Origin of the sequence: Actinomadura livida, from assembly GCF_014648675.1 — a bacterium.
Classification (GTDB): domain Bacteria; phylum Actinomycetota; class Actinomycetes; order Streptosporangiales; family Streptosporangiaceae; genus Spirillospora; species Spirillospora livida.
Genome location: NZ_BMRO01000002.1, coordinates 361,210 through 387,602, shown reverse-complemented (window position 1 = coordinate 387,602; position 26,393 = coordinate 361,210). Strand labels below are relative to the sequence as shown.

The window sequence follows — 26,393 nt, the reverse complement described above, 5'->3', positions numbered from 1 at the left end:
CACCGGCCGCCCAGCCCCGCTCCCCGGCGCCCCGCCGGCGGCCGCCGACGGCGGACCCAGCACCGTCCCGCACAGCGGGAACCCCCGCATCGACTCCACCAGCGGACGCAACGCCACCACCAGCGCCACGACCACCAGCGGAGCGACCACCACGCCCAGCACGAACCCCGCCGCCACATCGTGCGGGTAGTGCACGCCCACGAACACCCGGGAGAACGCCATCAGCGCCGCCATCGGCAGCACCAGCGGCGCCATCGCCCGCCACGCCACCACGATCACCGCCGCCGACGCCGCCGCGATCGTCGCGTGGTTGCTCGGGAACGACCAGTCGCCCGGCGCCGGGCACGCCGCGATGTGCACCGCCCCCTGCACCGCCCGGCACGGCCGCTCCTCCTCGATGAAGGTCTTGGAGACCTCGCTCACCAGATACGCCGCCACCACCGCGAACGGCGCCGCCAGCGCCAGCGCCATCGCCCGCGCGTCCCCGATCCGGGCCCGCCACCAGCCCACCACGAACAGCGCCGCGAACAGCAGCAGCCCCGCGTCCGTCCCGACCTCGGCCACCGTATGCAGCCACGACGGAGTGCCCTCCGCGAACTCGGTGATCTCCCGGTACAGATCGGCGCTGAAATCCGGCGCTTCCATGCTCTCCCTCACGCTCAACGGCCCTCGGCCGACACCATTTGGACACCCCGCGCTCCGCAGAAGTTCACCCTAGAGCCCCGCGCCCGCGACCCCCGGTACTTTCGGCCGATCACACGCCCGACACCACTCGCCCGTCCCGCGACCGGAGCCGGTCCCGCGACCGGCGCCGCCGCGCGAACCGGACCGCCTCGGCCACCGCCGTCACCGACAGCGCCAGCCCCAGGCCCACCGCCACGCCCTTCAGCGGCTCGTCCTCGAACGCCACCCCGCCCGCATACCCCAGCACCGCCCCGTACAGCCCCCACGACACCGCCGCCACCGCCGCGAACAACGCGAACGACCGCGCCCGGTACCCCACCGCGCCCATCGTCAGCGTCACCGCCGTCCGACCGCCCGGCACGTACCGCGCCACCACCAGGATCAGGCCGCCGCGCTCGTCCATCGTCCGCCGCGCCCACCCGAACACCGCATGCCGCCGCGTTCCCGCCCGCAGCCCCCGCACCAGCCGCCCGCCCGACCCGCGCCCCAGCACGAACGACACATGATCACCCGCGAAGGCCCCCAGCGCCGCCGCGACCACTACCCACACCAGCTCGGGCCGCCCCGACGCCGCGTACACCCCCGCCGTGATCAGCAGGCTCTCGCTCGGCACCACCGGGAAGAACCCGTCCAGCGCCGCCACCGCGAACAGCACCAGGTAGAACCACGGCGACGACACCGCCGTGCCCACCGCCCCCATGACCACGTCCAAACCCATGCCCCGACGCTAGGAAACGACCACCCGCCCGCGTATCGGCCGGACGACCACCGCCACCCCCGACTTTCGACAGGTCCCGCACCCGCCCCGCACCCGTCCTGCGAACGATGTACACCCGGATCCTCACCCCGGAGGACGCACCCCGCCCCAGCCCGGGGCCACCCTGGAAACACACCACCGACCAGGGGAAACCGGCCATGAACCACACACCCGCGCACCACCGGCTCCGCGCCTCCGACCACGACCGCGACGCCACCGTCCAACGCCTCGGCGACGCACTCGGCGACGGCGCCCTCGACAACACCGAATACGGCCGCCGCCTCGACCACGCCCTCACCGCCACCACCCAGGCCGACCTCCACCGCCTCACCGCCGACCTGCCCGCCTCACCCGCCGCCCGCGACCGCGCCGAAACCGCCCGCCGCACCGCCAAGGCCCGGGCCGACCGGCGCGCCTGGCGCAGCGAATGGTCCTACTGGGCCGGCGCCGCGGTCATCATGACCGCCATCTGGGCCGTCTCCGCACTCCGCGAAGGGGACTGGACGCGCTACTGGCCCGCCGCACCACTCGGCATCTGGGCCGCCGTCCTCGTCTCCTACGCCATCTGGCCCTCCGACGACGACTGACCCCCGAAATATCGGTCGCATCCCGCCCGGCCCCTCCACCACACTGCCGACCGTGACACACCTCCACATCTTCGACATGGACGGCACCCTGCTGACCGGCACCACCGCCAACCTCGAAGTCGCACGGCACCTCGGCACCCTCACCGAACTCCGCGACCTCGAAGCCCGCTTCGCCGCCGGCACCCTCGACACCCGCGGCTTCTCCACCCAGATCCACCGGCTCTGGCGCGACCTCACCCCCGACATCGTCGCCACCGCCTACACCGCCGCGACCTGGCTCACCGGCATCGCCGACGTCTGCGCCGACATCCGCGCCCGCGGCGAGCACTCCGCCGTCATCACCATGTCGCCCGACTTCTTCGCCCGCCGCCTCCTGGACCACGGCTTCGACGACGTCATCGCCTCCCGCTTCCCCCCGATGCCGTTCACCGGCACCCTCGACCCCGCCGGCATCCTCACCCCCGGCGACAAGGTCCGCATCACCGAGGAACTCCGCACCCGCCACGGCCTCACCGCCGCCCAGTGCACCGCCTACGGCGACTCCATGTCCGACGCGCCGCTGTTCCGGCACCTCACCAACACCGTCGCCGTCAACGCCGACCACCACCTCGCCGACATCGCCGCCCTCGACTACCGCGGCACCGACCTCACCGAGGCCTACACCCTCGCCCGCACCCTCCAACCCGCCTGACCACCGCCCCCCGCCGCCGCGACCTCACGGCCAGCCACGCCTCGCCACGCCACGCGCCGCCGTGCTGGGGACCGGGGGCGCGCCGGCGGCCGCCCCGCCGCCACAAGGTCGCGGCCGAGCCCGGCGAGGCCGCCGGCGTCCCGCCCGCCTTGCCGGGGTCGTGGACGATCACGCCGGGGCCGGCCCCGGCCCGCAGCGCCGCCCCCGCCGACATGAAGCCAGCCGACCCACCCCCGGGCGCCCTGGCCGCACATCACGACCATCACCGCGGACACACCTCGCCGGCAGGACGACCACCAGCCGGCCGCGCCACCAGCCCGCCAGGGCAGAACGGCTAGCCGCGGCGGGGGCCGTCGACACGGCCCAGCAGCGGATGCACCCGCATCGCCGCCTCCAACTCGCCCGGCAGTTCGTCCCGGTAACGGCCCAGCGTCGACAGGTCCGCATGCCCCAGCACCCGCCGCACCGCGTCCATGTCCGTCGCCGCCGCCAGCAGATGCGTCGCCGTCGTATGCCGCAGCCCATGCGGCGTCACGCTCCGCCGCCGCACCGGCTCCACCCGCGCCAGCACCCGGTCGATCACCGCCTGCACGTCCCCCCGCGCCAACCGCCGCCCACGCCACGACAGCAGCAGCGCCTTCGGCTCCCGCCCCCGGTCCAGCAACCCCCGCCCCTCCGCCAGATACGCGTCGAGGACGTCCACCACCGGACCGGGCAACGGCACATCCCGCGTCCGCCCGCCCTTACCGAAGATCCGCCAGTACCGCGTCCCCCCGTTGACGAAGAAGTCCTCCACGTTCGCCGCCGTCAACTCCGACACCCGCGGCCCCACCGCCGCCAGCAGCAGCACCACCAGCCCGTCCCGCAGCTCCGTCCGCTGATCCGCCCGCTTCCCCGGCACCACCGGACCCGCCTCCGCAAGCCCCCGCGCCGCCCCCAGCAACCCCTCCGCCTGCTCCACCGTCAACGCCCGCCGCTGCGCCCGCAACCCGCCCCGCTCCCTCGGACGCACCGTCACCGCCTGCATCGGATTCAGCTGCACCCACCCCGCCACCACCGCGTACTTGAAGAACGCCGACACCGACCGGCGGAACCGCGCCTGCGACGCCCCGCTCTGCACCGCACCGCCCCCCGGCACGGCACCACCCGCCCCACGCCGCCGCCCATCCGGCTTGTGCGCGAACCCCAGCAGCACCTCATCGACGTCCTCACCCGTCAGATCGTCCAGCACCCGGTCCGCACCCGCCAGCGCCGCGAACGTCACCACGTCCCGCACATAGACCTCCGCCGTCTTCGGCGACAACGCACCCGTCGAGGTCTTCGCCCGCACCATCCCCGCGTACCGGTCGACGCACTCGGCAACGGTCAGGCGCTGAACATCAGAGGGACGCACCCGCCGGACGCTACCGCCCGCGACCGACAGAACCGCCACCGGCAGAACCCGCCATAGGATCGACCCCCATGACCGGCAGGGACCTCTTCGAACAGGTCGGCGAGATCATCCGAGGCTCGACACCACCCCGCCTCGGACGCCCGCACGTCCACGTCCGCCACAACGGCGTCAAAGCCTGGTTCGGCGACCCCGCACCCCAGCGCGAACACTACGAAGCCCAGACCATCCCCGCCGACATCGCCCCCGCCACCCGCACCCACGCCATCGAAATCGGCTTCCACGCCGAACACCGCGACGAACCCGACAACCAGGCCGCCCTCACCCACCTGCTCACCACCGAGACGACCTGGCGCACCGAACTCGGCGACGACCCCGTCACCGGCCCCTTCCTCGGCCGCGACACCTGGCGCCGCATCTCCGAAACATGGCCCGACCCCGACCTCGACGACCCCGACATCCCCTTCGACATCGGCGTCCGCCTCGTCGACTACATCCGCGCCCTCGAACCCCACCGCCGGGTATAAGCACCCCGCACACGCCGCACAGCAGGGGAGAGGCCGATGCGCATCGGCACATCAGGATGGCAGTACGCCGACTGGCGCGACGTCCTCTACCCGCCCGGCCTCCCACAACGCCGCTGGCTCCACCACTACGCCGACGTCTTCGCCACCGTCGAGAACAACAACGCCTTCTACCGCCTGCCTCCCCGCGAAACCTTCGAACTATGGCGCGACGCCACCCCGCCCGGCTTCATCATGGCCGTCAAGGCCAGCCGCTACCTCACCCACATGAAACGCCTCAAAGACCCCGCCGAGCCCGTCACCCGCCTCACCGACGCCGCCGCCGGCCTCGGCACCAAACTCGGCCCCGTCCTGCTGCAACTCCCGCCCACCCTCCGCGCCGACCACGAACGCCTCGACGCATGCCTGCGCCGCTTCCCCCACCACATCCGCGTCGCCGTCGAACCCCGCCACACCTCCTGGTGGACCGACCAGACCCGCCGCACCCTCGAACACCACGGCGCCGCCCTCAGCTGGACCGACCGCCAAGGCCGACCCCGGACACCCCTCTGGCGAACCACCGACTGGCTCTACCTCCGCCTCCACGAAGGCCCCGCCCAACCCTGGCCCCACTACGACGACGAAACCCTCCGAGCCTGGGCCGACGAACTCGGCACCGCAGACGACGCCTACGTCTACTTCAACAACGACCCCGGCGGCGCCGCCGTCCGCAACGCCCTCCGCTTCACCGAACTCACCGCCCGCCCCTAGCCGGGGGAGAGGCGTCACCCCCGCGGCGCGTACATGATCACAGCCACCCCGGCCAGGCAGATCAGCGCACCCGCGATGTCCCAGCGGTCCGGACGGAACCCGTCCACCACCACACCCCACGCAAGCGACCCCGCCACGAACACCCCGCCGTAGGCCGCCAGAATCCGCCCGAAATCAGGGGAGGGCTGGAACGTCGCCGCGAACCCGTACGCACCGAGCGCCAGCACACCACCGACGATCCACAGCGCCCCGCGCTGCTCACGCCAGCCCTGCCACACCAGCCACGCCCCGCCGATCTCCGCCACCGCGGCGACCACGAACAACCCGACCGACCGGAGCACGCTCATGCCGCACACCCTACGGACCCCGCCCGCCGCCCCAGCACGACCCCGTCGCGTATTCGGCCCGCCGCCACGGGACCCGCACGCAACCCAGAAGGCAGACGGCACCGGAACGAAACGGACGCGACGTGGTCAGCCGCGCCGGGCGGCCCGCACGACCACGTCGTGCAACTCGACCTCACGACCACCAGGACCGGTGAGCATGCGCTGCCGCTCCTCGGCGACGACGACCTCCCACTCCGCACCGTCCAGCCGCGCCACGATGCCCGCGCCGGTCGCCGACGCCTCAGCCGGAGGCCCATGGCCGTGGCCGGCGGCGCCGGGGGAGTGCAGATGCCCGACGATCAGCAAGGTGCCGCCGGGGGACACCCACCCGGCGACGCGCTCGTAAAAGTCCAGCTGCGGCATCGCCGGATGGGCATAGTGGGTCGTGACCAGGTCGAACCGCGTCCCCGGATCCCAGACGCCCAAGTCAGCCTCGACCCACCGCACACGCTCGCCGACCCCGCTCGCGGCCGCCCGGCCGGCCGCGCGGCCCAGCGCCTCGGCCGAGATGTCGACCGCGGTGACCTCCCAGCCGCGCGCGGCCAGCCAGACCGCCTCGGCACCGGCGCCGCACCCCGCGTCCAGCGCCGTGCCCGGCACCAGGCCGCCGACCTCCCGGTCCAGGTACGGATTCGGCGGGACGTCGTGCGCCCCTTCTGGACCGCCGCTCTGCTGCCAGTGCCGCTCCCAGTACTCCCTGTCGAACGCATGGTCGGGCCCGTGCGCCATCGGCCGTCCTCCTCGGTTACGACGATCCCGGTGGGTCTTTCCCTCGGGTTCGGCCTTCACGATGCTGACGGACGGCACCGAACCGCAAACCTCGTTGCCGAATGGCAAAATCGTGAGGTGGATGAAGCCATCGACCGCACCCTGGACGCCGTCGGACCGAGACTGAAACGCCTCCGCCGGCAACGGGAGATCACACTCGCCGGCCTCGCGGAGCAGACCGGTATCTCCGCCAGCACCCTGTCCCGGCTCGAGTCCGGCCTGCGGCGCCCCACGCTCGAGCAGCTGCTCCCGCTCGCCCGCGCCTACGGGGTCTCACTCGACGAACTCGTCGACGCGCCGCCGACCGGAGACCCCCGCGTCAACCTGCGGCCCATTCCCTGCAGCGACGGCTCCGTCATCCTGCCGCTGACCCGCAGGCCCGGAGGCATCCAGGCGTACAAGTTCGTCCTCCCGGCCGGAAGCGACGACACCGAACCGGACCTGCGCACACACGAGGGATACGACTGGGTCTACGTCCTCAACGGGATACTCCGCCTCGTCCTGGGCGAACACGACCTCACCCTCAAGCCGGGGGAGGCCGCGGAGTTCGACACGCGCACCCCGCACTGGTTCGGCGCCACCAGCGCCGGCCCCGTCGAGTACCTGAGCCTCATCGGACGCCAAGGCGAACGAACCCACGTCCGCGCAGCACCCAAACGCCACCCTGACGAGTGAAAAGTCCCAGAAAGTAGCGGTTCGCGACCTTCATCTCAAACCCAACAGAATTCAGCTTCTGTCCGGTTAGACAGTCTTCTGGCCGACCCGAGGAGAAGGCAGGGGAACGCGTGCATCTGCTGGACGCGAATCAGCCGCCGGCTCGCACGGCAACAAACCCTCACACGACGCCACCCACTCCGTTCCCAGCCGGGAAGCAGGCCGAGGGGACTGGGCAGCCGCGCAACGAACGTCCCCGAATGCTCATCCTGGCGGCAGCCTGCAAGGCGGACTTGGGCGCCCGGGAAACCGGAAACGCGGTTTGACCAGGCAATTCACAGCAAAACCAGTCGAGGTCACCCGACCATTTCGGCCGTGACGTGGCCCGCTACCGCGTCGGAAAGCGGTCGTTGCGTGGCTGGCGGCCAACGACGTCCACAACGGAGCCGCTGGAAGCGCACACTCCGAAGTGCGGGCCAGACGCGCGAACTGCAACGCTACGACGACATCTACAGAAAGGCGTATGCCGTAAGACTGGACGACGACAGGGCCATCGCTTTGGCCGGCGTCCCGTCCGTGACAACCCTGCAGCGGGTCGGCGCATGCGCTAGCGCGAGCCCGAGGTTGTGCCCGGATCGCCCCGCTTCCAGACAGCTTGATCGTTGGTCGATAATGTACATTATGTTAAGTAGAGCGGATTCGGGTGGTGGCGTCGCCCTCGTCCATGCCGCCCGGTCGCGGCCGCCTCTCCTCACCTCGCCCTCTGGCGCACATGCCGTGCACGGTGCCGCTCGCCAACGGTCCTGGATCTGAGAATCCGGAAGCTTGACGGGCTTGGTGCCAGTGCCTGGTACGCGGCGACGGCACTGTGCCGTTGCTCTGCTTTGGTGCCTGACGGGAGTGGGTGCCCTCGTTACAGTGCAAGTGTTCCCTGGCGGCTACCGAGTGGGGCGCCGTGATTCCTGAGCGATTTGTTCGCGCGCTGGACGGTTTTGAGGCGGTGCTCGTCGCGACGCCGCCGAACAGGTGGTTGTCGCCGTCGCCGTGTGAGGGCTGGTGCGCCGTCGACGTCGCGGGGCATGTCACGGCGGGGCTGCTGGTGATCGAGATGCGTGCCGCGGGTCGGCCTCTCCCCCAGGCTGATCCTGACTGGCGTGAGGTGGCCGGCGAGGATCCAGTGGCGTCGTGGCGTACGGTGCGCGCCCGGATGACGGCTGAGCTCGGTCCCGGGGCGCTGGGGCGCCGGATCGGGCTGGCGACGGGGCAAGAGGTCACGTTGCGGGAGTTCCTCGAGGAGTATCCGCTGGAGTTGCTCGTCCACACGTGGGATCTCGCTCGGGCGACCGGGCAGTCGGTGGTGTTCGATGCCGATCTGGTGGGGCCCGCGCTGGTGACGGCGAGGCGGTTGGCGCCTGGGGGGCGTGCGGCGGGTCAGGTCGGTCCCGAGTGCGCTCTTTCGGAGGACGCCGATGATCAGGCGCGGCTGCTGGCGCTGTTCGGTCGTGATCCGTTCGGTGGTTGATGTGGGGGCCACTCCCCTCCCCCGTCGTTGTTCGTGAGCTGGCCGGTTACGACGTGCACCGTGAGCGGCCGTCCGGTTGGCGGGCGGATCGGTGGTTGCCGGTGGCCACTCCCCTGCCGGCGGTGGTCGTCCTGGGGTTGGGGGGCCGGGGCGGCCGTGTACATCCCGGGTTGTAGTGGCGGGGTGGTGGCTGCGCGAAAGGTGCAGTGCGGTTGACCGCTTGCGCCTGATTCGCCGGTGAGGGGCGCGCGCCGAGGATTGGGGGGTCGTTTTCGGAGCGGTCCTGGGGGCGTGTGCTTATGGGTGCGGACGCGTTGTTGCTGGCGCGGATCCAGTTCGCGTTGACGGCCGGTACGCATTTCATGTTCGTGGCGTTGACGCTTGGCCTGGCGACGCTGGTGGCGTTGATGCAGACGCGGGCGACGGTGTCGGGCAGTGCGGTGCATGCGCGGATGGTGCGTTTCTGGGGGCAGTTGTACGTCATCAATTACGCGGTGGGGATCGTCACCGGGCTGGTGATGGAGTTCCAGTTCGGATTGAACTGGGCGGGGATGTCGCGGATGACGGGCGGGGTCTTCGGAGTGCCGCTGGCGATGGAGACGATCGTCGCGTTCTTCGTGGAGTCGACGTTCCTGGGATTGTGGATTTTCGGGTGGGATCGGCTGAACCGGTGGCTGCATCTGGGGCTGATCTGGGTGGTGACGCTGACGGCGTACTTGTCGGCGTATTTCATTCTGGTGGCCAATGGGTGGCTGCAGCGTCCGGTGGGTTTCGAAATGGTGGACGGTGCGGCGCGGCTGACCGATGCGGCGGCGTTGCTGACGAATCCGACGGCGGTTCTGGCGTTCTTCCATGTGCTGTTCGGCGGGTTCTTGACGGCGGGGTTCTTCATGGCCGGGGTGAGCGGCTACCACCTGCTGCGGCGGACGGCGGAGGTGGAGTTCTTCCGGCGGTCGATGCGGGTGGGGTTGCTGACGGTCGTGCTGTCGGTGATGCCGGTGGTGATCTTCGGCGGGGTGCAGTTCGCGTATGTGCAGCCGACGAAGCTCGGCGGTGAGTCGGCGGCGGCGGAGGTCGCGCGGTTCACGGCGCGGTTCGGGCCGGACGAGTACATGGCGCCTGGGCTGGCGGGGGCCGGTGAGGCGCTGATGATGACGATGTGGTCGCTGATGATGCTGGTGGCGGCGGTCGCGCTGGTGAAGCTGCCGTTCGGCGGGTGGCTGGTGCGGGGGCGGGTGTTCCACGTGCTGATGATCGTGTCGGTGCCGTTGCCGTATGTGGCGATGGTGTCGGGGTGGGTGTTCCGTGAGGTGGGGCGGCAGCCGTGGGTGGTGTACGGGCTGCTGAAGACGCGGGACGCGTTGTCGGACGTGGGGTCGGGGACGGTGGTGGCGTCGTTCGCGGCTTTCACGGTGCTGTTCGGGGTGTTGTTCGTGGTGAACGCGTGGCTGCTTGTGCGGTTCGCGCGGCGGGGTCCGGAGGGTGCGGGCCTTGGGGCCTCTCCCCCGGCGGAGCAAGCGCCGGTGCTGAGCGGGACGTTGTGACGGGAGCCTGGTGATGGAGTCTGTTGCGGTGGTGTTGCTGGCGGTGTTCTCCGCCGGGTATCTGGTGCTGGCCGGTGCCGATATCGGGGTGGGGATGCTGCTGCCGTGGCTGGGGCGGGATCAGCGGGAGCGGCGGCTGGTGATCGCGTCGTTCGCGCCGTTCTTCCTGGGCAACGAGGTGTGGCTGGTGGCGTCGGCCGGGCTGGTGGCGGGGGCGTTCCCGGGGTTGGAGCACCTGTTGCTGGAGGAGCTGTATCCGCTGGTGGTGGTGCTGCTGATCGGCTGGGTCGTGCGGGACATGGGGTTGTGGCTGCGGGGCCGGGTGGACGCGGTGGCGTGGCGCGGCCTGTGTGATGCGGCGATCGCGGCGGGGAGCTGGGCGCTGGCGCTGGCGTGGGGTTCGGTGCTGGGGTCGGTGGTGTTCGGTGGCGGGCTGAACGCGGGGAGCGTGCTGGGTCTGCCGTTGGCGGCGGTGTTCGCGTGGCACGGTGCGGGGTTCGCGCGGTGGCGGTTGCCGGTGGAGCTGGCGGCGCGTGCGGGGCGGGTGCCGGCGCGGTACGGGGTGTCGGGTGCGGTGCTGGCGGTGTTGCCGGTTGCGGCGGGTCTGCGGTTGCCGTGGTCGGAGGTGGTGACCGTGGGCGGCGGGCTGGCGGTGACGGCGGTGACGACGGTGGCGGTGCTGCCGTTCCTGCTGGGTTCGCAGGCGCTGGTGTGGTGGACGTTCCGGGGGCGGGTCGACTCCCCGTCGTACCTGTAGGGAGTGGGTGTGGTGTGAAGGGGGTCGAGCGGCGTCTGCTGGGGTGTGTTCCGCGGTGGGTGACGGTGGTGCTGGGGGTTCTGGCGGCGGGGCAGGGCGTCCTGGTGGTGGTGCAGGCGGAGCTGCTGGTGCGGGCGGTGGCGGGGCTGGACGCGGGTCCGCTTCCGTGGCTGGCGGGTGCGGTCGCGGGGCGGGCGGCGCTGGCGTGGGTGGTGACGGTGGTGGCGGGCCGGGCGGCGGCGCGGGTGAAGCGGGGGCTGCGGGAGGGTCTGCTGGCCGTGCCGGGTGCCGGGCCGTCAGGTGCGGGGTCGCCGGGTGGGCGGGTGACGTTGCTGACGCGGGGGCTGGACGCGGTCGATCCGTTCTTCACCGGTTACGTGCCGCAGTTGCTGGCGGCGTGCGTGGTGCCGGTGGTGGTGCTGGCGCGGCTGGTGTCGGTGGACTGGGCGTCGGCGGTGGTGGTGGCGGTGACGGTTCCGCTGGTGCCGGTGTTCGGGGCGCTGGTGGGGATGCGGACGGCGGCGGTGACGGTCCGGCAGTGGGAGTCGCTGCGGCGGCTCGGGGGGCATTTCCGGGACGTGGTGGCGGGGCTTTCGACGTTGCGGGCGTTCGGGCGTGCTGAGCATCAGTCGGGTGTGGTGCGGCGGCTGGCGGATGGGCATCGGCGGGCGAGCGTGCGGGCGTTGCGGGTGGCGTTCCTGTCGTCGCTGGTGCTGGAGCTGGTGTGCGCGCTGTCGGTGGCGCTGGTGGCGGTGCCGGTGGGGTTGCGGTTGCTGGAGGGGCGGATGGCGTTGTCGGCGGGTTTGCTGGTGCTGGTGCTGACGCCGGAGGTGTATCTGCCGTTGCGGGCGCTGGGTCAGCGGTTCCATGCGAGTGCGGAGGGTGTGGCCGCGGCGGAGGAGGCGTTCGCGGTGCTGGACACGTCCGCGGGGTCGCCGGTCGTGGGGTCGGCTGGCGGGCGGGTGGTGGCGGGGGGTGCGCCGGAGATCGTGCTGCGGGACGTGACGGTGCGGTATCCGGGGTCGCGGGAGGCTGCGCTGTCGGGGGTGTCGCTGCGCGTGGCGGCGGGTGAGCGGGTCGCGGTGGCGGGGCCGTCGGGGGCGGGCAAGTCGACGCTGCTGCTGGTGCTGGCGGGGCTGGTGCGTCCGGAGTCGGGGCGGGTCCTGGTGGACGGGGTGGATCTGGCGGACCTGGATCTCGAGGCGTGGCGGGCGCGGCTGGGGTGGGTGCCGCAGCGTCCGCACCTGTTCGCGGCGTCGGTGGCCGACAACATCCGGCTGGGCGATCCGGGCGCCGGGGACGCGCGGGTGGTGGAGGCGGCTCGGGCTGCGGGGGCCGCGGAGTTCGTGGCGGGGCTGCCGGAGGGGTACGCGACGGTGCTGGGTGAGGGCGGTGCGGGTCTGTCGGCGGGTCAGCGGCAGCGGGTGGCGGTCGCGCGGGCGTATCTGGCGGGCGGCGATGTGATGCTGCTGGACGAGCCGACGGCGCGGCTGGATCTGCGGAGCGAGCGGCTGCTGGTGGACGCGGCGGTGCGGTTGCTGGAGGGCCGGACGGCGGTGCTGGTGGCGCATCGTACGGCGCTGCTGGGGGTCGCGGACCGGGTGGTGCGGCTGGAGGGCGGCCGGGTGGCCGGTGAGGTGGCGCGCGGGGAGGTCGCGGCGTGAAGGGCCTGCGGGGCGTGGACGGTTCGGGGGCTGTGTGGGGTGCGGTGCGTCCGCATGCGGTGCGGCTGGTGGGCGCGTGCGCGGCGGGGGCGGCGGCGGAGCTGTGCGGGCTGGGGCTGATCGCGGCGGCGGCGTGGCTGGTGGCGCGGGCGGCGCAGCGGCCGGAGCTTGCGGCGTTGTCGCTGGCGATCGTGGCGGTGCGGGGGTTCGCGCTGGCGAAGGGGTCGCTGCGGTATGTGGAGCGGCTGGCGGGGCACGATGCGGCGTTGCGGGCGCTGGCGGAGCTGCGGGGGCGGGTGTTCGACGCCCTGGCGGCGGCGCGTCCGGAGGGGCGGCGGGTGCGGGACGGTGATGCGCTGACCCGGATGGTGTCGGACGTGGACGCGGTGCAGGATCTGCTGCTGCGGTGCGTGCTGCCGGCGGTGGCGGCGGCGGTGTGCGCCGCGGCGGGTGTGGTGGTGTGCGGGGTGCTGGTGCCGGCGGCGGCGCCGGTTCTTGCGGCGGGGTTGCTGCTGGCGGGGGCGGTGCTGCCGTGGGCGGCGGCGGTGGCGGGTGGTCGTGCGGCGGCGCGGGCCGCGGCGGAGCGTGAGGTGCTGGCGGTGCGGGCGCTGGACGTGCTGGAGGGTGCGGCGGATCTGGCGGTGTTCGGTGCGGCGGGCCGGTTCGCGGCGCGGGCGGGTGACGCGGCGGCGGGGCTGGAGCGTGCGGAGCGGTCGGCGGCGGGGGTGTCGGCGATGGTGGCGGCGGCGGGTTTGGTGGTGCAGGGCGTGACGGCCGCTGCGGTGGTGTGGGCGGGGCTGGGTGCGGGCGCGGGCGAGGTCGGTGTGGCGGTGTCGGCGCTGACGGCGTTGGTCGCGGTGGAGGCGGTGCTGCCGGTGGCGTCGGCGGCGCAGCGGCTGGCGGAGGTGCGTCCGGCGGTGCGGCGGGTGGGGGCGGTGCTGGCCGCTCCCCCGCCGCCCGGCCCGCTGCCGTCTGCTTCCCCGCCGTCCGGGCCGCTGGAGGTGGAGTTGCGGGGTGTGGGCGTCCGCTACGACGGCGGCGGTGTCGGGCTGGACGGGGTGGATCTGCGGGTGCGGCGGGGCGGGCGGGTCGCGGTCGTGGGGGCGAGCGGCGCGGGCAAGAGCACGCTGCTGGGCGTGGTGGCGGGGCGGGTGCCGGTGTCGTCGGGCTCGGTGCTGCTGGGCGGGTGCGCGGCGGGCGGTGCGCGGTCGCCGGTGCGGGGGCTGATGCAGGACGCGTACGTGTTCGCCGCGACGGTGCGGGAGAACCTGCTGCTGGCCCGGCCGGACGCGGGCGGGGCGCGGCTGCGGGACGCGGCGGCGCGGGCCCGGTTCACCGAGGTGGTGGACGCGCTGCCGGACGGGTGGGACACCGTGGTCGGCGCGGGCGGGCGGGGCCTGTCGGGCGGGCAGCGGCAGCGGCTGCTGCTGGCGCGGGCGCTGCTGGCCGATCCGCCGGTGCTGGTGCTGGACGAGCCGGCCGAGGCGCTGGACCCGGTGGCGGCCGACGCGGTGACGCGGGATCTGCTGGAGTCGCCGGGCGGGGCGACGGTGCTGCTGGTCACGCACCGGCTGGCGGCGCTGGACGCGGCGGACGAGGTGGTGGTGCTGGACGGGGGCCGGGTGGTGCAGCGCGGCCGGCACGATGAGCTGCTCGCGGTGCCGGGTGCGTACCGGGACCTGTGGGAGGCGGAGCTGCTGGCGGCGTGACGGCGGCCGCCCATCCGGGGTTGGTCCGGTTTTCCTGCCGGTGATTGGACCTTCTCCGGGGACCATTGCCCGCGGCACGGTGGTGCCATGGACACCACGATGACGGCGGAACCGGGCGGCGCACAGACGGGCGGCGAACAGACGGGCGACTACGTGCACGGGTACTCGGGGCGGGAGGCGCGGCGGCTCGGCGACCAGGCCGACACGCTCGCCGGCCTGCTGCACGAGGGCACCTCCTACCCGGCCGGGAGCCGCGTGCTGGAGGTCGGCTGCGGGGTCGGCGCGCAGACGGTTCATCTGGTCGGGCGCTCCCCCGGCATGCGCCTGACCGCGGTCGACGTCTCCGGCGCGTCGCTGGCGCAGGCCCGCGCCCGCGTCGGCGCGTCCCGTCCCGGCGCCGAGGTGGCGTGGGTGCGGGCGGACCTGCACGAGCTGCCGTTCGAGGACGGCGAGTTCGACCACCTGTTCGTGTGCTTCGTGCTGGAGCACCTCCCCGATCCGGGTGCCGCGCTGGCGGCGCTGCGGCGGGTGCTGCGGCCGGGCGGGACGCTCACGGTGATCGAGGGCGACCACGGGTCGGCGTTCCTGCATCCCGACAGCGCCCGTGCCCGCGCGGCGATCGGGCACCTGGTGGCGCTGCAGGCCAGGGCCGGCGGGGACGCGCTGATCGGGCGGCGGCTGCATCCGCTGCTGGCCGGCGCCGGGTTCGGGGAGGTGGAGGTGTCCCCCAGGACGGTGTACGCCGACGCGTCCCGTCCGGGGCTGGTGCGGGGGTTCACTCTGGACACCTTCACCGCGATGGTCGAGTCGGTCGGTGCCGAGGCCGTCGCGGCGGGGCTGTCCACGCCCGCGGACTGGGACCGCGGCGTGGCGGACCTGCGCCGCGCGGCGGGCGAGGACGGGACGTTCTGCTACACGTTCTTCAAGGCCGTGGCGACCCTCCCGGCGTGAGCCGGGGGCCGCGGTGTGGGGGCCGGCGGTGTGGGGCCGGCGGTGTGGGGGCCGGTGAGGGGCTCGGCCCTCGGCGCGAGCCCCCCACCGGGTCTGTGCCGTCTCCGGGCCGTCCCCCGGGGGCGGCCGGGGGCGGTCCGAGGCGGGGTGCGGCTAGTTCCGCTCGGTCCGTCCGCGGAGATAGCGGCGGGAGCGCCGGTACCCGACGAGTTCGCCGTCCGCGTCGACCTCGGTCTCGTAGACCGCGAGGACGTCGGCGGAGTCGGGGATGCGGCGGGTCTCCACCACCTCCACCATGACGCGCCAGTTGTCCTCGTCGGTGCGCTCCAGCCCCACCACGCTCTCGATGCTGCGGCCGGTCATCGCGGTGACGTGCTCGGCCGCGCGTTTGGCGGCCTCGGACGCGGACATCATGGCGGCCTCCTAGCCGCCGCCGGCGAGGCGGGCCTGCTCGCGCGCGCGGCCCTCGTTGAGCCGCTGGATCAGCTCCTCCTCGCGTTCGGCGGCCTCCTCTTCGGTGATCTCCCCCGCGGCGACCTCGTCGGCGACCTGCTGCATCTCCGCGGCGATGCGGCCCGGGTCGTACAGCCGCGCCTCGGCCTGCTCGGTCAGGGTCTCGGCCAGCCACATCACGCCGCGCACGGGTGCGAGCGGCAGCGTCACCAGCCCGGTGAACAGTCCCATCGTCATTCCTCCGGGACGAAGTCGTAGGGCGGGAGCGGCCCGATCAGCCGGACCTTGACGCGCTCGCCGTGGTCGGTGGCGAGCTTGTCGACGGCCTGCTCGAACTCGGCGCGCTTGTCGGCGCGGACCAGGAACGAGGCGTCCAGGACGTCCTCCTCGCGGGCGGGCGTCTTGGTGACGGCGGCCTCGGCCGCGGGGGCGGCGCCGTCCAGCAGAGTCTGGCCGTCGGCCTCGCGCATCCGCTCCATCGTCTGGGCGATCAGCTCGCCGAGCCGGATGCGGTCGTAGTAGACGGCGTCGGCGGCGTCGGGCGGGACCTCCCGCAGGCGCTGCGACAGCTCGGCGATCTCCGGGTCGCCCGTCATGATCTCGCGCAGGACCGCGTCCTGGACGTAGGTGGCCTTCACCCGCAGCTCGACCATGCCGTCGAGCTGCTCCAGGATCTGCCCGAACCGCTCGGAGTTGCCGGCCAGCAGCTCCTTCTCCACGGCGGCGCGGTCGGCCAGCGCCGCGCCGAACCGGAACGGCAGCACGACGGTGCCCGCGTCGACCAGGGCGTTCAGGACGCGCTGGTGGGCGACCAGGTCGGCGCGTTCGCCGAGGGCGCGGCCCTGCGGCAGGTCGCTGACGATCGCGGCGCACACGCCGCCGTCCTCGACCAGCGTCACCGGCTTGTCGTCCAGGCCGAGCACGTCGCCGGGCAGGGCGGCGCCCGAGCGGGTCACGCCGTAGATGTACTGCGGCGCCCGCTCGTCCTGGGGGGCGTCCCCGGAGGTGCTGCCGCCGGGGGACTGCGGCGTGGTCATGACTCTTCGTCCTCCTTCTTGCGGGACGAGCGGCGCCGGGCGGACTGCTTCTCCTCGTCGGAGTCCTCGTCGCCGCCGAAGGTCTCCTTGAGGCGTTCCTGCGCGCCCTCGAGGGCGCCGCGGGTCTTCTTCTTCGCGCCGGACTCCTGCATCCCGCCGACGAACTCCGGCAGCCCCTGCGAGGTGCCGTCGTGGGCGATGTCGAGGCGGTTCACGGCCTCGGCGAAGCGCAGGTAGGTGTCCACGCTGGCGACGACGATCCGCACGTCGACGGTGAGGATCTCGATTCCGACCAGAGACACCCGGGCGTACAGGTCGATGACCAGTCCCTTTTCCAGGATCAGGTCGACCACGTCGGCGAGGCCGCTGCCGGAGCCGCCGCGCTGGACTTGGTTGGTGCCCGAGGTCTGCTGGGCGATCGGCCCAGTCATGTCATATCTCCCTGTGTGTGGGGGCTAGGTGGTCTCCGAGGTTTTCCGTTCCGTGCACGCCACCTCTTTACCCCCACTTATCTGCCTAAACAGGTCACCGCGATTCGGTCACCCGCCGGTCAAAAACGCACGTCCCCGGGGGGACGGCCGAAGAAACCGGCCCCCCGGGGACGTGCGTGGACCCGCCGCCGGGGCGGGTCGGAAATCGCGGGTCGCGGTGCCCGCGGGCGGGTGCGGGCGGTTGCGGGCGGGTCAGCGGCGCTTGCGGGCCGTCACCCGGCCGACGACCACGCCCGCGGCCGCGGCCCCCGCCACCGGCACCGCGCGCAGCAGCCGGCCCAGCGTCATCAGCTTGGCCAGCCCCGCCGCACGGCCCGGCAGCGCCTTCACCTGGCCGCCGACCTGCGCGGCGCCCTTGCCGACGCCCTGCGCCGTGCCCTTCGCGGCACCCTTGGCGCCCTCCGCGGTGCCCTTGGCGCCCTTGGCCGCACCCGCCTTGGCGCCACTGGCGCCCTTCGCGGCAGCCGCGCCGCCCTTGGCACCGGCGCCCTTGGCGGCACTGCCCGCGCCCTTCGCGGCGCCGCCTGCGCTCTTGGCCGCACCGCCCGTGCTCTTGGCGGTGCCGCTCGTGCTCTTGGCGGTGCCGCTCGCGCCCTTGGCGGTGCCGCCCGCGGTCTTCGCCGCGCCTCCGGCGGCCTTGCGCGCGGTGCCCGCGCCCGCCTTGCCGGACTTGCCGGACTTGGCCGCGCTCCCGTTGGCCTTGGCGGGCCCGTCCCCGGTCTCCGAGGGGGTATCCATCGTCATTCCTTCCATCGGGGGGCATGCCGCCCGGCGCGCCGCCCCGCGCCGTACCGGCTCGGGGGCCGCGAAGCCGGGCCACTACAGCGCTACCCCCACTGACACGCGCAAACATGCGCCCCCGCCCCCGGAGGCGGCACCGGACGGCCCGCCGAGGCCAACGGGAGCGCCGCACGCCACCGGCCAGGTTGATCGCCGGGCGCGGGCGGGGCAGGCTGTGAGACCGGCCGCCGGGCCGAGCCCATGCAAAGGCCCGGCCGCATCCGCGTCCAGGGAAGGAGGGGCATCGATGGACCGCCGCCTCCCCCGCGCCCGCACCGCCCTCATCGCCGCCGCACTGGCCGCCGTCCTGCTCGCCGCGGTCGCCGCCGTCGCGCTGCGCACCTCCTCCGCCCCGCCCGGCGCGGCGCCGCCCGCCCAGGTCCGGTCCGCCTACGAGACCGCCGCCCCCGGCAACACCATCGACCGCGACTGCGGCTACAGCACCGCGCTGCCCGGCTCGCCCGGCCGCGCCCTCTGGCTGTTCTGCGACACCGTCTGGAAGGGCGCCCGGCCCGGCCTGTGGCTCGGCACCACCGCCGCCACCGGACCCGCCGTCCCCGGCCGCGTCCCCACCGCCCTCACCGAACTGCCCACCCCCGCCGGCGACCCCCACGCACCGCCGCCCGCGCCCCCGGCCCCGGTGCCCTCCGCGGGGGCGGGGGCGTCGGTGCGGCCGCCGCAGGGCATGCTCAGCGCGCCGCCCGGCCTCGTCCTGCCCGGCGGCGCGTCCTGCCAGGTCCCCGGCACCGCCTACGGCGCATCCTGGGCCTCAGGCGCCGCCCGCCCGCCCGGCACCTCCACCCTCCTGATCACCTACACCGACGTGTGCGTGCACGGCAGCACCATCAGCACCCAGGGATTCGGCCTGGTCACCTACCGGCCCGACGGGAACGCCCTCACCGGCCGCACCCGGCTGTTCAGCTCCCCCGGCGGGCTGCCGTTCCAGCACAACCTCGGCTCCCCCGTGTTCAGCCGCGGCCACCTGCACCTGTTCGCCTCGGTGTGCGACAACTCCGCGCTCGGCACCTGCCAGGGCGGGCGCGTCACCCTGGCCCGGGTGCCCGCCGACCCGGACGCCTGGCGCGATCCCGGCGCCTACCGGTACTGGACGCCCGGCGGCTGGACCCGCGACGCCGCCCAGGCCGGCACCGTCGTCCACGGCGCGGCCCCCTACCTGGTCCACGTCGCCGACTACACCGGCGTCGGCAAGGGCCTGGTCATGGTCGAGCAGCGCAGCCTGTCCGGGCGGTTCCGCCGCTGGCGCGCCCCCGCCCCCGAAGGGCCCTGGACGCCCGCGGGCGACGGCTCCGTCCCCTGCTCCGGCGGCACCGGCCTCGACCAGTGCCGCGCCCTCATCGGGCACCCCGCCCTCAGCACCCGCGACACGCTGGTGCTGACCTACTACGACCCCGCCGACCACCGCATCACCGCACGCGCCTTCCCCTGGTGACCCCGCGACGACGGCGCGCGGGGCAGCGGCGCACGGGGCGGCAAGGCGTGGGGCGGCGGGGTGCGGGTCACAGGCTCCACAGGCGCCGCTTGCGGTAGCGGGGCTCCCACATCACGCGGTTGCGCTCGCGCACCGGCGCCGGCAGCGCCATCAGGAACCGGCTCCGCTCGACCGGCGCGATCCCGTCCACGACCCACGGGACGAACAGCGACGCGCCCGCCCCCCACCGGCCGCCGGCCTCCTCGGCGACCGCCCGCCAGTCCCCGGGGCCGAGCACCGCCTCCGCCAGCGGCACCGCGCTCATCTCCTCGTGCCGCAGGTGCGCCTCCAGCGCCTCGCGCAGCTCCCGCACCGCCGCTGCCAGGTCACCCGTCCGCTCGGCACCGTCCCGCCCGCCGATGGCGCGGATCGCGGCGTCGACCCGCCCGGCCAGCGGCCCGATCCGCGCGTGCTCGGCGTGCATCTGCGCGAGCACGGCCCGCCCGGCGGGGCCGCCGTCCGCACGCGCCGCCCGCGGCCACAGCACCGCGTCCTCCAGGTCGTGGTGCAGCCGGATCTGCTCCTTGAGGTTGTCCCAGCCCGCGCGCACGTGCGGGCGCCCGCCCTTGCCCGCCGCCGCTGCCGCCGCGAGCCGGTCCAGGTCCCGGCGGAACGCGTCGTGCGGGGCGCGGACGAGGGTGTGGCAGATCACCTCGCGCGGCCGCGTCGCGAATGCTCCCATGCCGATAAGACCTCCCTGCCGGGGCCGATGTGACATCGCGGGCGCCGCGGGAGACGCATCTCACCCCGCCGCGCGGCCCCGGACGGGCGATCTGTGCATTGTGCACCCACCCCATCGTATGTATTGTGCACAGGTTCCCGTCGCCGAGCGCCGGACCGAGCCGCAGAATGAGGAGAACCGCGTGAAACAGGCCGAGCCCGCCGTCCGCCCGGGCGCGACCGTCGGAGTGCTGGCGGCCGCCGGCATCGTCGCGGCGCTCATGCAGACGCTGGTGGTGCCGTTCGTCGGCGAGATGCCGCGCCTGCTGGACACCAGCGCCTCCAACGCCTCCTGGGTGGTCACGGTCACGCTGCTGGCGGGCGCGGTGTCCATCCCGGTGACCGGGCGGCTCGGCGACCTGCACGGCAAGCGCGCCGTCCTGCTGGCCTGCGCGGTGCCGCTGACCGCCGGGTCGCTGGTGTGCGCGCTCACCGACTCGGTCATCCCGATGATCGTCGGGCGGGGGCTGCAGGGCGTCGGGATGGGCCTGATCCCGCTCGGCATCAGCATCCTGCGCGAGCTGCTGCCGCCCGAACGGCTCGGCTCGGCGATCGCGCTGATCAGCGCCTCCCTCGGCATCGGCGGCGCCCTCGGCCTGCCCATCGCGGCCGCCGTCGCCGAGCACACCAGCTGGCGCGCCCTGTTCTGGGGCTCGGCCGTGCTCAGCGCACTGATCGGCGTGCTGATCTGGCGGCTGGTGCCGCCCACTCCCCCGCAGGCCGAGGGACGCCTGGACGTCGTCGGCGCGCTCGGCCTGGGCACCGGGCTGGTCTGCATGCTGCTGGGCTTCTCCAAGGGCTCGGACTGGGGCTGGGCCAGCGCACCCACCCTCGGCCTGCTCACCGCCGCCGCGGTCGTCCTGCCGGCCTGGGCGTGGTGGGAGCTGCGGTCGGCCGACCCGCTGGTCGACCTGCGCGTCACCGCGCGGCGCCAGGTCCTGTTCACCAACCTGGCCTCGATCCTGGTCGGCTGCGCCATGTACGCGCAGGCGCTGATCGTGGTGCAGCTGCTGCAGCTGCCCGAGGCCACCGGGTACGGCCTCGGGCAGTCGATGCTGGCCGCCGGGCTGTGGCTGGCGCCGGCCGGGCTGATGATGATGGCGGTCTCGCCGCTGGGCGCCAAGCTGTCGGCCGCCGCCGGGCCCAAGGTCACCCTCGGCGCCGGCAGCCTCGTCATCGCACTCGGCTACGGATCCTCGGTGCTCCTGATGGGCTCGACGTGGGGGCTGCTGGTCGTCACCGTCGTGTGCAACGCCGGCGTCGGGCTCGCCTACGGCGCGATGCCCGCCCTGATCATGAGCGCGGTGCCGGCCTCGGAGACCGCGTCGGCCAACGGGTTCAACACGCTGATGCGCTCGGTCGGCACGACCGTGTCGGCCGCCGTCGTCGGGGTCGTCCTGGCCCAGATGACCACCACCATGGGCGGGCGGGTCCTGCCGTCCGAGGCCGGGTTCCGCACCAGCATGCTGTTCGGCTGCGGCGTCGCGCTGCTGGCCGCGGCGGTCACCCTGGCCATCCCCGGGCGCGCCCCCCGGCCCCGGGCCCGCCACGCCGCCCCCGCGGCCCGGCCGTCCGCCCGGTCCCTGGGCTGAACGCCCGCCCGCTGCACGGCGGGTTCAGGTCGGGGCGGGCCCGGGCGGGTCGGGGGCAGGTCAGGTGCGGGGAGCGGCGGCGGCCAGGACCTCCAGGTAGTGCGGGTTGGTCATCACGCCCAGGATGTTGCCGAACGGGTCGACGACCGACGCGGTGGCGAACCCCGTCCCCTCGCCCCGCTCGGTGATCTCCTCGTGCAGGGCGGCGCCCATCGACAGCAGCCGCTCCACCGCCGCCTCCAGGTCGTCGACGTGCCAGAACATCACCGCGCCGCCCGGCCGGGGGTCCGCGCCGCCGGGACGGAACCGGTTGTCGATCAGGCCCAGCTCGTGCTGGTAGTCCCCGACCCGGAACTCGTAGTACCCGGCGCGGCCGTCGGGGCCGGGCACGCTGAAGTACGGCTGGACGCCCAGCAGCTCGGCGTACCAGTCCTTGGCCGCCTCCAGGTCGTCGGCCCAGAAGCTGATCGTGGCGAATCCCCGCAGCATGGCGTTCCTCCGTTCACGCGGGGCCGGGAACCGGTGCCCGGCCCGTCCCTCACGACGCTAGGACCCCTATAGGACGGCGAAAGTCCTAATGGGGCGGCAGGATGGAACGCATGCGCGATCCGTCCGCCCGGCTGCTGCGGCTGCTGTCCCTGCTCCAGACGCCCCGCGAATGGCCCGGCGCCGAACTCGCCGGCCGCCTCGGCGTCACCGCCCGCACCGTCCGCCGCGACATCGACCGGCTGCGCGAGCTCGGCTACCCCGTCCGCGCCACCCGCGGCAGCACCGGCGGCTACCGGCTCACCGCCGGCACCGCGATGCCGCCGCTGCTGCTCGACGACGACGAGGCCACCGCCATCGCGATCGGGCTGCGCACCGCCGCCGCCGGGGCCGTCACCGGCATCGAGGACGCCTCCCTGCGCGCCCTGGCCAAGCTGGAGCAGGTCCTGCCGCACCGGCTGCGGCACCGCGTGGCCGCGCTGAGCGAGGCGGCGGTGCCGCTGCCGCCCCAGGACGGCCCGCCCGCCGCCGACCCCGCCGTGCTGGCGCTGCTCGCCGCCGCGTGCGTCACCCGAGAGAAGGTCCGCTTCGCCTACACCGCCGCCGGCGGGCACCGGACGCGGCGGCTGGCGCAGCCGCACCGGCTGGTCACCGCCGCGCGCCGCTGGTACCTGGTCGCCTACGACGAGGACCGCGCGGACTGGCGCACCTTCCGCGCCGACCGGATCACCGAGCCGTACGCCACCGGTATGCGCGGCCCCGAACGCCGGCTGCCCGGCGGCGCCGACGCCGCGGCCTGGGCCATGGACGCCCTCGCCGGCGGATCCGGGACGATCCGGGCGCGGCTGCTGCTGCACGTCCCCGCCGAGGAGGCCGCCGAGCACGTCACCGCCTGGCAGGGCGTCCTGGAACCGGTCGACCGGCGCACCTGCCGCCTGCACACCGCCTCGGACTCCCTGCGGTTCCTGGCCCACCGGATCACCCTGCTGCCCTTCGAGTACACCCTGCTCGACCCGCCCGAGCTGGCCGGGCACCTGGCCGCCATCGCCCGCCGCGCCGCCGGCGCCGTCCGCGACTTCACCCCTGGCCCCCGGGCCCCTGAAGCTCCGGCGCCTTGAAGCCCGGTCACTGCGGGCCGGAGACCGCCGCTACCAGGGCAGCGGGCCGTCGGCGTTGAAGAACCCGCCGGTCGGCCCGTCCGCGCCCAGCGTCGCCAGCCGCACCACCACCTCCGCGCCCTGCGCGGGGGTGAGGAACCCGCTGTGGTCGTTGATCTCGGTGTCGACGTAGCCGGGATCGGCGGCGTTGACCAGCACGCCGTCCTTGCGCAGCTCGTTGGCGTACTGGACGGTCAGCGCGTTCACCGCCGTCTTGGACGGCGCGTACGCCGCCGACGCCGGCAGCTCCGCCAGCGGCCCGCCGGGCGCGGCGGTGATCGCCAGCGACGCCGCGCCGCTGCTGAGGTTGACGATCCGCGGCGCCGGGGAGCGCCGCAGCAGCGGCAGCACCGCGTTCGTCACCGTGATCACCCCGAACACGTTGGTCTCGAACACCGCCCGGACCATGTCCACGTCCACGGTGCTCGGGATCTGGTCCAGGGCGTCCTGGGGCTGCACCCGCCCGGATCCGGTGATGCCGGCGTTGTTGACCAGCACGTCGAGGCGGCCGAACCGCTCCCCGATCCACGCGGCCGCCTCCCGCACGACCGCCGGATCGGTCACGTCCAGCGCGACCGCGTGCGCGTCGCCGCCCGAAGCCCGCACGCCCGAAGCCCGCACCCCCGAAGCGCGCACCGCCGCGGCCGCCTCCCGGCCGCGGCGCGCGTCCCTGGAACCGACCAGCACCGTCATGCCCAGCCCGGCGAGCCGCTCGGCGGCCGCGCGGCCGATCCCCTTGTTGGCGCCGGTGACCAGCGCCACCCGGCCGGTGGTGTGCATGCTCATGACAGGACTCCTTAGAGAGAAGAAGGTGGGACGTGCTCGGGCCGCGGCGCCCGCAGGGCCCGAGGTGCGACCGGGGGCGGCCCGGGTCGGGTGTTCAGCCGGCGGCGCGGCGCGCCAGGGCCGCCTCGCGCAGCACCGCGCGGGCGTCGGCGACCGGGCCCACGTGCCCGAGCTTGTCGGGGTTGAGGACGGTGCGGATCGTCTGGATCCGGCCGCCGGCGACGTCGAGGGTCCAGGTGTTGACGACCCTGCCGTCGCGGTCGCGGAAGATCGCGCCGGGCTGGCCGTTCACCCGGTGCGCCTGCACGGTGCCGCCGATCCGCGTGAACGGCCCCACCAGCGCCGCCAGGGTCCGCGCCACGTTCGCGGCGCCGACGACGCCCTCGCCCCAGCGCGGGGCCTTGCCGCCGCTGTCGGCGACCAGCCGCACGTCCGCGGCCAGCAGCTCGCGCAGCCCGTCCAGGTTCCCGTTGCGGAACGCGTCCAGGAACCGCCCGGCGAGCCGCTCGCCGTCGCGGCGGTCGGCGTCGAACCGCGGCCGGCCCGCGTCCATGTGGCGGCGCGCCCGCACCGCCAGCTGCCGGCACGCCGCCTGCGACCGCCCCACGGCGGGCGCGATCTCGGCGAAGCCGAACCCGAACACCTCCCGCAGCACGAACACCGCCCGCTCCAGCGGGCTGAGCCGCTCCAGCAGCAGCAGCGCCGCCATCGACACCGAGTCGGCCAGCTCCGCCGAGCGCTCGGGGTCCTGGTAGGGGTCGGCCAGCAGGGGCTCGGGGAACCACGGCCCGGCGTACTCCTCCCGCCGGACCCGGGCCGAGCGCAGCACGTCGATGGAGATCCGGGTCACCACCGCCGACAGGTACGACTTGGCCGATACCGGAGCCGTGGGGGACGCCGCGTACCGCAGCCAGCTCTCCTGGACCGCGTCCTCGGCCTCCCCCACGCTGCCGAGGATGCGGTAGGCGATGGAGAACAGCAGCGGCCGCAGCTCCTGGAACTCCTCGGCGCGGGTCACGCCAGCTCCTCCTTGAACCCCTCCCGCCACGACGGGTACCGCGGCCGCCAGCCGAGCTCCCGCTTGGCCTTGGCGTTGGAGAACCCGCGGCCCTGCGTCATCATCGCCACCGCGGCCTCCCCCGCCAGCGGCCGCGCCAGCCACGCCGGAAGCCGCATCGGCCGCTTGGCGCCCGCGCACTCCGCCAGGTAGGGCAGCCACTGCGCGGCCGGGGCCGGCTCGTCGTCGACGATGTTGAACACCCCGGAGGCCCGCTGCTCCACCGCCAGGACGGTCGCGCTCGCCGCGTCGTCCAGGTGCACCCACGAGCAGTACCCCGCGCCGCCGCCCACGACCGGGAACTGCCGCTTGCGCACCGGTTCGACCAGGTCGTCGGTGGCGCCGGGCCCGTAGAACCAGCCGTAGCGCAGGACCGCGCCGCCGGCCCCGCCGACCGCGTCCTCCACGTGGGCGAGCGCCGCCATCCCCGGCTCGGCCGGGGTCCCCGCCATGGGGTCCACCCCGTCCTGCTCGGTCTTCACCCAGCCGCCCGAGCGGATCCCGTTCCAGGCGCCGTAGCTCTGCGCGACGAAGCCGCCCACGCCGGTCGCCTCGGCCGCGGCCAGCAGGTGGTCGGTGCCCTCGGTGCGCAGCCGGTTGGTGCCGGCGAACCACCGGTCCATGTGCTTCATGTCGGGCTTGCCGGCGTGCCCGACCGAGATCGCGGTCATCTGGTGCACGATCACGTCCGGCCGCGCCTTGGCCACCGCCTCGCCGACCGACTGCGCGTCCAGCCCGTCCATCACGACGCCCTCGGCGCCCAGCCGGGCCAGCGCCTCCAGCTTCGCCGCGCTCGTCGTCGTCGCCGTCACCTCGTGCCCCCGCGCCACCAGCTGCGGCACCAGCCGCCGCCCGAGGACACCGCTGCCGCCCGCAACGAACACCCGCATGACGTCACCTCCCGTCCGGAAACCTTCCCTTCACCACCCGAGACGAGACGGCGGGCCCGCCTGTGACATGAGCGCGCAAAGATCGGAAGGACGACGGGCCCCCCGGGGGGCCGGGGG

Annotated in this window: 29 protein-coding genes; 14 read left to right on the top strand and 15 right to left on the bottom strand. The window is 74.3% G+C overall.

Translation table 11 applies throughout. From position 1 onward, the window contains the following. Positions 1-645: phosphatase PAP2 family protein (locus IEZ03_RS05110; protein ID WP_189241165.1), on the bottom strand; the 645-nt coding region annotated here is incomplete at its 3' end. Positions 646-754: 109 nt separating this feature from the next. Continuing rightward, a complete protein-coding gene (locus IEZ03_RS05105) occupies positions 755-1,402 on the bottom strand; it encodes a DedA family protein (RefSeq protein WP_229808022.1) in 648 nt (215 codons plus the stop codon). A 197-nt stretch (positions 1,403-1,599) separates the two neighbouring features. Here IEZ03_RS05105 and IEZ03_RS05100 point away from each other — a divergent pair, with 197 nt between their 5' ends. Then, positions 1,600-2,028, top strand: coding sequence for a DUF1707 SHOCT-like domain-containing protein (locus tag IEZ03_RS05100; RefSeq protein ID WP_184884526.1), 429 nt, complete (start codon positions 1,600-1,602; stop codon positions 2,026-2,028). 52 nt (positions 2,029-2,080) lie between these two features. After that, positions 2,081-2,719, top strand: coding sequence for an HAD family hydrolase (locus IEZ03_RS05095; protein WP_184884524.1), 639 nt, complete (start codon positions 2,081-2,083; stop codon positions 2,717-2,719). A gap of 334 nt (positions 2,720-3,053) precedes the next feature. Here IEZ03_RS05095 and IEZ03_RS38500 read toward each other — a convergent pair whose 3' ends face one another. After that, complete coding sequence (locus IEZ03_RS38500) at positions 3,054-4,112, bottom strand: tyrosine-type recombinase/integrase (protein WP_184884522.1); 1,059 nt, start codon at positions 4,110-4,112, stop codon at positions 3,054-3,056. Between the two features lie 68 nt (positions 4,113-4,180). Here IEZ03_RS38500 and IEZ03_RS05085 point away from each other — a divergent pair, with 68 nt between their 5' ends. After that, positions 4,181-4,636, top strand: coding sequence for a hypothetical protein (locus tag IEZ03_RS05085; protein WP_184884520.1), 456 nt, complete (start codon positions 4,181-4,183; stop codon positions 4,634-4,636). 36 nt (positions 4,637-4,672) lie between these two features. After that, positions 4,673-5,383, top strand: coding sequence for a DUF72 domain-containing protein (locus tag IEZ03_RS05080; RefSeq protein ID WP_184884518.1), 711 nt, complete (start codon positions 4,673-4,675; stop codon positions 5,381-5,383). A 14-nt stretch (positions 5,384-5,397) separates the two neighbouring features. Here the strand turns inward: IEZ03_RS05080 and IEZ03_RS05075 are convergent, their stop codons facing one another. Together IEZ03_RS05075 and IEZ03_RS05070 are read right to left on the bottom strand one after the other, a co-directional pair. Further along, on the bottom strand, positions 5,398-5,730 hold the full coding sequence (locus IEZ03_RS05075) for a YnfA family protein (protein WP_132054983.1): 333 nt from the start codon (positions 5,728-5,730) through the stop codon (positions 5,398-5,400). A 126-nt stretch (positions 5,731-5,856) separates the two neighbouring features. Beyond that, positions 5,857-6,498 (bottom strand): class I SAM-dependent methyltransferase, encoded by a 642-nt coding sequence (locus tag IEZ03_RS05070; protein WP_184884516.1) that lies wholly within the window; start codon positions 6,496-6,498, stop codon positions 5,857-5,859. 117 nt (positions 6,499-6,615) lie between these two features. Here IEZ03_RS05070 and IEZ03_RS05065 point away from each other — a divergent pair, with 117 nt between their 5' ends. The 7 genes from IEZ03_RS05065 (at position 6,616) to IEZ03_RS05035 (ending at position 15,338) form a co-directional block, all read left to right on the top strand. Next, on the top strand, positions 6,616-7,212 hold the full coding sequence (locus IEZ03_RS05065) for a helix-turn-helix domain-containing protein (RefSeq protein ID WP_184884514.1): 597 nt from the start codon (positions 6,616-6,618) through the stop codon (positions 7,210-7,212). Between the two features lie 934 nt (positions 7,213-8,146). After that, positions 8,147-8,713, top strand: coding sequence for a TIGR03086 family metal-binding protein (locus tag IEZ03_RS05060; protein ID WP_184884512.1), 567 nt, complete (start codon positions 8,147-8,149; stop codon positions 8,711-8,713). Positions 8,714-9,012: 299 nt separating this feature from the next. Beyond that, positions 9,013-10,257, top strand: coding sequence for a cytochrome ubiquinol oxidase subunit I (locus IEZ03_RS05055; protein ID WP_184884510.1), 1,245 nt, complete (start codon positions 9,013-9,015; stop codon positions 10,255-10,257). 13 nt (positions 10,258-10,270) lie between these two features. Continuing rightward, positions 10,271-11,014: a cytochrome d ubiquinol oxidase subunit II gene (locus tag IEZ03_RS05050; protein ID WP_184884508.1), complete on the top strand. Its 744-nt coding sequence runs from the start codon at positions 10,271-10,273 to the stop codon at positions 11,012-11,014. Positions 11,015-11,082: 68 nt separating this feature from the next. Continuing rightward, on the top strand, positions 11,083-12,678 hold the full coding sequence (gene cydD / locus IEZ03_RS05045) for a thiol reductant ABC exporter subunit CydD (protein ID WP_184884506.1): 1,596 nt from the start codon (positions 11,083-11,085) through the stop codon (positions 12,676-12,678). Next, positions 12,675-14,387 (top strand): thiol reductant ABC exporter subunit CydC, encoded by a 1,713-nt coding sequence (gene cydC, locus IEZ03_RS05040; protein WP_229808021.1) that lies wholly within the window; start codon positions 12,675-12,677, stop codon positions 14,385-14,387. The genes cydD and cydC overlap by 4 nt, the downstream gene beginning before the upstream one ends. An 87-nt stretch (positions 14,388-14,474) precedes the next feature. Then, complete coding sequence (locus tag IEZ03_RS05035) at positions 14,475-15,338, top strand: methyltransferase domain-containing protein (protein ID WP_221480729.1); 864 nt, start codon at positions 14,475-14,477, stop codon at positions 15,336-15,338. A gap of 153 nt (positions 15,339-15,491) precedes the next feature. Here the strand turns inward: IEZ03_RS05035 and gvpO are convergent, their stop codons facing one another. From gvpO to IEZ03_RS05010, 5 genes are all read right to left on the bottom strand, one after another. Beyond that, entirely contained in the window at positions 15,492-15,752 is a 261-nt protein-coding gene (gene gvpO, locus IEZ03_RS05030) for a gas vesicle protein GvpO (protein WP_132055062.1), read from the bottom strand. Between the two features lie 9 nt (positions 15,753-15,761). Next, positions 15,762-16,022, bottom strand: coding sequence for a gas vesicle protein GvpG (locus tag IEZ03_RS05025; RefSeq protein WP_132055060.1), 261 nt, complete (start codon positions 16,020-16,022; stop codon positions 15,762-15,764). 2 nt (positions 16,023-16,024) lie between these two features. Next, on the bottom strand, positions 16,025-16,828 hold the full coding sequence (locus IEZ03_RS05020; protein WP_184884503.1) for a GvpL/GvpF family gas vesicle protein: 804 nt from the start codon (positions 16,826-16,828) through the stop codon (positions 16,025-16,027). After that, positions 16,825-17,259: a gas vesicle protein GvpJ gene (gene gvpJ / locus IEZ03_RS05015; protein WP_184884501.1), complete on the bottom strand. Its 435-nt coding sequence runs from the start codon at positions 17,257-17,259 to the stop codon at positions 16,825-16,827. Before gvpJ ends, IEZ03_RS05020 begins: the two co-directional genes overlap by 4 nt. 252 nt (positions 17,260-17,511) lie before the next feature. Continuing rightward, positions 17,512-18,057, bottom strand: coding sequence for a hypothetical protein (locus tag IEZ03_RS05010; RefSeq protein WP_184884499.1), 546 nt, complete (start codon positions 18,055-18,057; stop codon positions 17,512-17,514). Between the two features lie 289 nt (positions 18,058-18,346). Between IEZ03_RS05010 and IEZ03_RS05005 the strand changes: the two genes are divergently transcribed. After that, positions 18,347-19,549 carry a glycoside hydrolase family 183 protein gene (locus tag IEZ03_RS05005; RefSeq protein WP_184884497.1) on the top strand — a complete coding sequence of 401 codons (1,203 nt, stop codon included), beginning with the start codon at positions 18,347-18,349 and terminating at the stop codon, positions 19,547-19,549. A 67-nt stretch (positions 19,550-19,616) separates the two neighbouring features. Here the strand turns inward: IEZ03_RS05005 and IEZ03_RS05000 are convergent, their stop codons facing one another. Continuing rightward, the gene (locus tag IEZ03_RS05000; RefSeq protein ID WP_184884496.1) at positions 19,617-20,270 is read right to left on the bottom strand and encodes a hemerythrin domain-containing protein; all 654 of its coding nucleotides are present in this window, start codon (positions 20,268-20,270) and stop codon (positions 19,617-19,619) included. 181 nt (positions 20,271-20,451) lie between these two features. Between IEZ03_RS05000 and IEZ03_RS04995 the strand changes: the two genes are divergently transcribed. Continuing rightward, positions 20,452-21,900 carry an MFS transporter gene (locus IEZ03_RS04995; protein ID WP_229808020.1) on the top strand — a complete coding sequence of 483 codons (1,449 nt, stop codon included), beginning with the start codon at positions 20,452-20,454 and terminating at the stop codon, positions 21,898-21,900. Positions 21,901-21,960: 60 nt separating this feature from the next. On the opposite strand, the gene IEZ03_RS04990 is transcribed toward IEZ03_RS04995, so the two are convergent. Then, positions 21,961-22,389 carry a VOC family protein gene (locus IEZ03_RS04990; protein ID WP_184884492.1) on the bottom strand — a complete coding sequence of 143 codons (429 nt, stop codon included), beginning with the start codon at positions 22,387-22,389 and terminating at the stop codon, positions 21,961-21,963. A gap of 110 nt (positions 22,390-22,499) precedes the next feature. Between IEZ03_RS04990 and IEZ03_RS04985 the strand changes: the two genes are divergently transcribed. Next, the gene (locus tag IEZ03_RS04985) at positions 22,500-23,504 is read left to right on the top strand and encodes a helix-turn-helix transcriptional regulator (protein ID WP_184884490.1); all 1,005 of its coding nucleotides are present in this window, start codon (positions 22,500-22,502) and stop codon (positions 23,502-23,504) included. Positions 23,505-23,534: 30 nt separating this feature from the next. Here IEZ03_RS04985 and IEZ03_RS04980 read toward each other — a convergent pair whose 3' ends face one another. From IEZ03_RS04980 to IEZ03_RS04970, 3 genes are all read right to left on the bottom strand, one after another. Next, a complete protein-coding gene (locus tag IEZ03_RS04980) occupies positions 23,535-24,329 on the bottom strand; it encodes an SDR family NAD(P)-dependent oxidoreductase (protein WP_184884488.1) in 795 nt (264 codons plus the stop codon). Positions 24,330-24,423: 94 nt separating this feature from the next. Further along, positions 24,424-25,347: an RNA polymerase sigma-70 factor gene (locus IEZ03_RS04975; RefSeq protein WP_184884486.1), complete on the bottom strand. Its 924-nt coding sequence runs from the start codon at positions 25,345-25,347 to the stop codon at positions 24,424-24,426. Further along, positions 25,344-26,276 (bottom strand): NAD-dependent epimerase/dehydratase family protein, encoded by a 933-nt coding sequence (locus IEZ03_RS04970; protein ID WP_184884484.1) that lies wholly within the window; start codon positions 26,274-26,276, stop codon positions 25,344-25,346. The genes IEZ03_RS04975 and IEZ03_RS04970 overlap by 4 nt, the downstream gene beginning before the upstream one ends. Positions 26,277-26,393: the final 117 nt, after the last annotated feature.

Excerpts from the sequence above, each read along its gene's own strand:
- gvpO (WP_132055062.1), bottom strand. The coding sequence starts at position 15,752 with ATGATGTCCGCGTCCGAGGCCGCCAAACGCGCGGCCGAGCACGTCACC.
- gvpJ (WP_184884501.1), bottom strand. The coding sequence starts at position 17,259 with ATGACTGGGCCGATCGCCCAGCAGACCTCGGGCACCAACCAAGTCCAG.
- IEZ03_RS05075 (WP_132054983.1), bottom strand. The coding sequence starts at position 5,730 with ATGAGCGTGCTCCGGTCGGTCGGGTTGTTCGTGGTCGCCGCGGTGGCG.
- IEZ03_RS05035 (WP_221480729.1), top strand. The coding sequence starts at position 14,475 with ATGGACACCACGATGACGGCGGAACCGGGCGGCGCACAGACGGGCGGC.
- IEZ03_RS05020 (WP_184884503.1), bottom strand. The coding sequence starts at position 16,828 with ATGACCACGCCGCAGTCCCCCGGCGGCAGCACCTCCGGGGACGCCCCC.
- IEZ03_RS05050 (WP_184884508.1), top strand. The coding sequence starts at position 10,271 with ATGGAGTCTGTTGCGGTGGTGTTGCTGGCGGTGTTCTCCGCCGGGTAT.
- IEZ03_RS04970 (WP_184884484.1), bottom strand. The coding sequence starts at position 26,276 with ATGCGGGTGTTCGTTGCGGGCGGCAGCGGTGTCCTCGGGCGGCGGCTG.
- IEZ03_RS05000 (WP_184884496.1), bottom strand. The coding sequence starts at position 20,270 with ATGGGAGCATTCGCGACGCGGCCGCGCGAGGTGATCTGCCACACCCTC.
- IEZ03_RS05010 (WP_184884499.1), bottom strand. The coding sequence starts at position 18,057 with ATGGATACCCCCTCGGAGACCGGGGACGGGCCCGCCAAGGCCAACGGG.
- IEZ03_RS05080 (WP_184884518.1), top strand. The coding sequence starts at position 4,673 with ATGCGCATCGGCACATCAGGATGGCAGTACGCCGACTGGCGCGACGTC.
- IEZ03_RS05025 (WP_132055060.1), bottom strand. The coding sequence starts at position 16,022 with ATGGGACTGTTCACCGGGCTGGTGACGCTGCCGCTCGCACCCGTGCGC.
- IEZ03_RS05005 (WP_184884497.1), top strand. The coding sequence starts at position 18,347 with ATGGACCGCCGCCTCCCCCGCGCCCGCACCGCCCTCATCGCCGCCGCA.
- IEZ03_RS05105 (WP_229808022.1), bottom strand. The coding sequence starts at position 1,402 with ATGGGTTTGGACGTGGTCATGGGGGCGGTGGGCACGGCGGTGTCGTCG.
- IEZ03_RS04980 (WP_184884488.1), bottom strand. The coding sequence starts at position 24,329 with ATGAGCATGCACACCACCGGCCGGGTGGCGCTGGTCACCGGCGCCAAC.
- IEZ03_RS05085 (WP_184884520.1), top strand. The coding sequence starts at position 4,181 with ATGACCGGCAGGGACCTCTTCGAACAGGTCGGCGAGATCATCCGAGGC.
- IEZ03_RS05055 (WP_184884510.1), top strand. The coding sequence starts at position 9,013 with ATGGGTGCGGACGCGTTGTTGCTGGCGCGGATCCAGTTCGCGTTGACG.
- IEZ03_RS05070 (WP_184884516.1), bottom strand. The coding sequence starts at position 6,498 with ATGGCGCACGGGCCCGACCATGCGTTCGACAGGGAGTACTGGGAGCGG.
- IEZ03_RS05100 (WP_184884526.1), top strand. The coding sequence starts at position 1,600 with ATGAACCACACACCCGCGCACCACCGGCTCCGCGCCTCCGACCACGAC.
- IEZ03_RS04990 (WP_184884492.1), bottom strand. The coding sequence starts at position 22,389 with ATGCTGCGGGGATTCGCCACGATCAGCTTCTGGGCCGACGACCTGGAG.
- IEZ03_RS04985 (WP_184884490.1), top strand. The coding sequence starts at position 22,500 with ATGCGCGATCCGTCCGCCCGGCTGCTGCGGCTGCTGTCCCTGCTCCAG.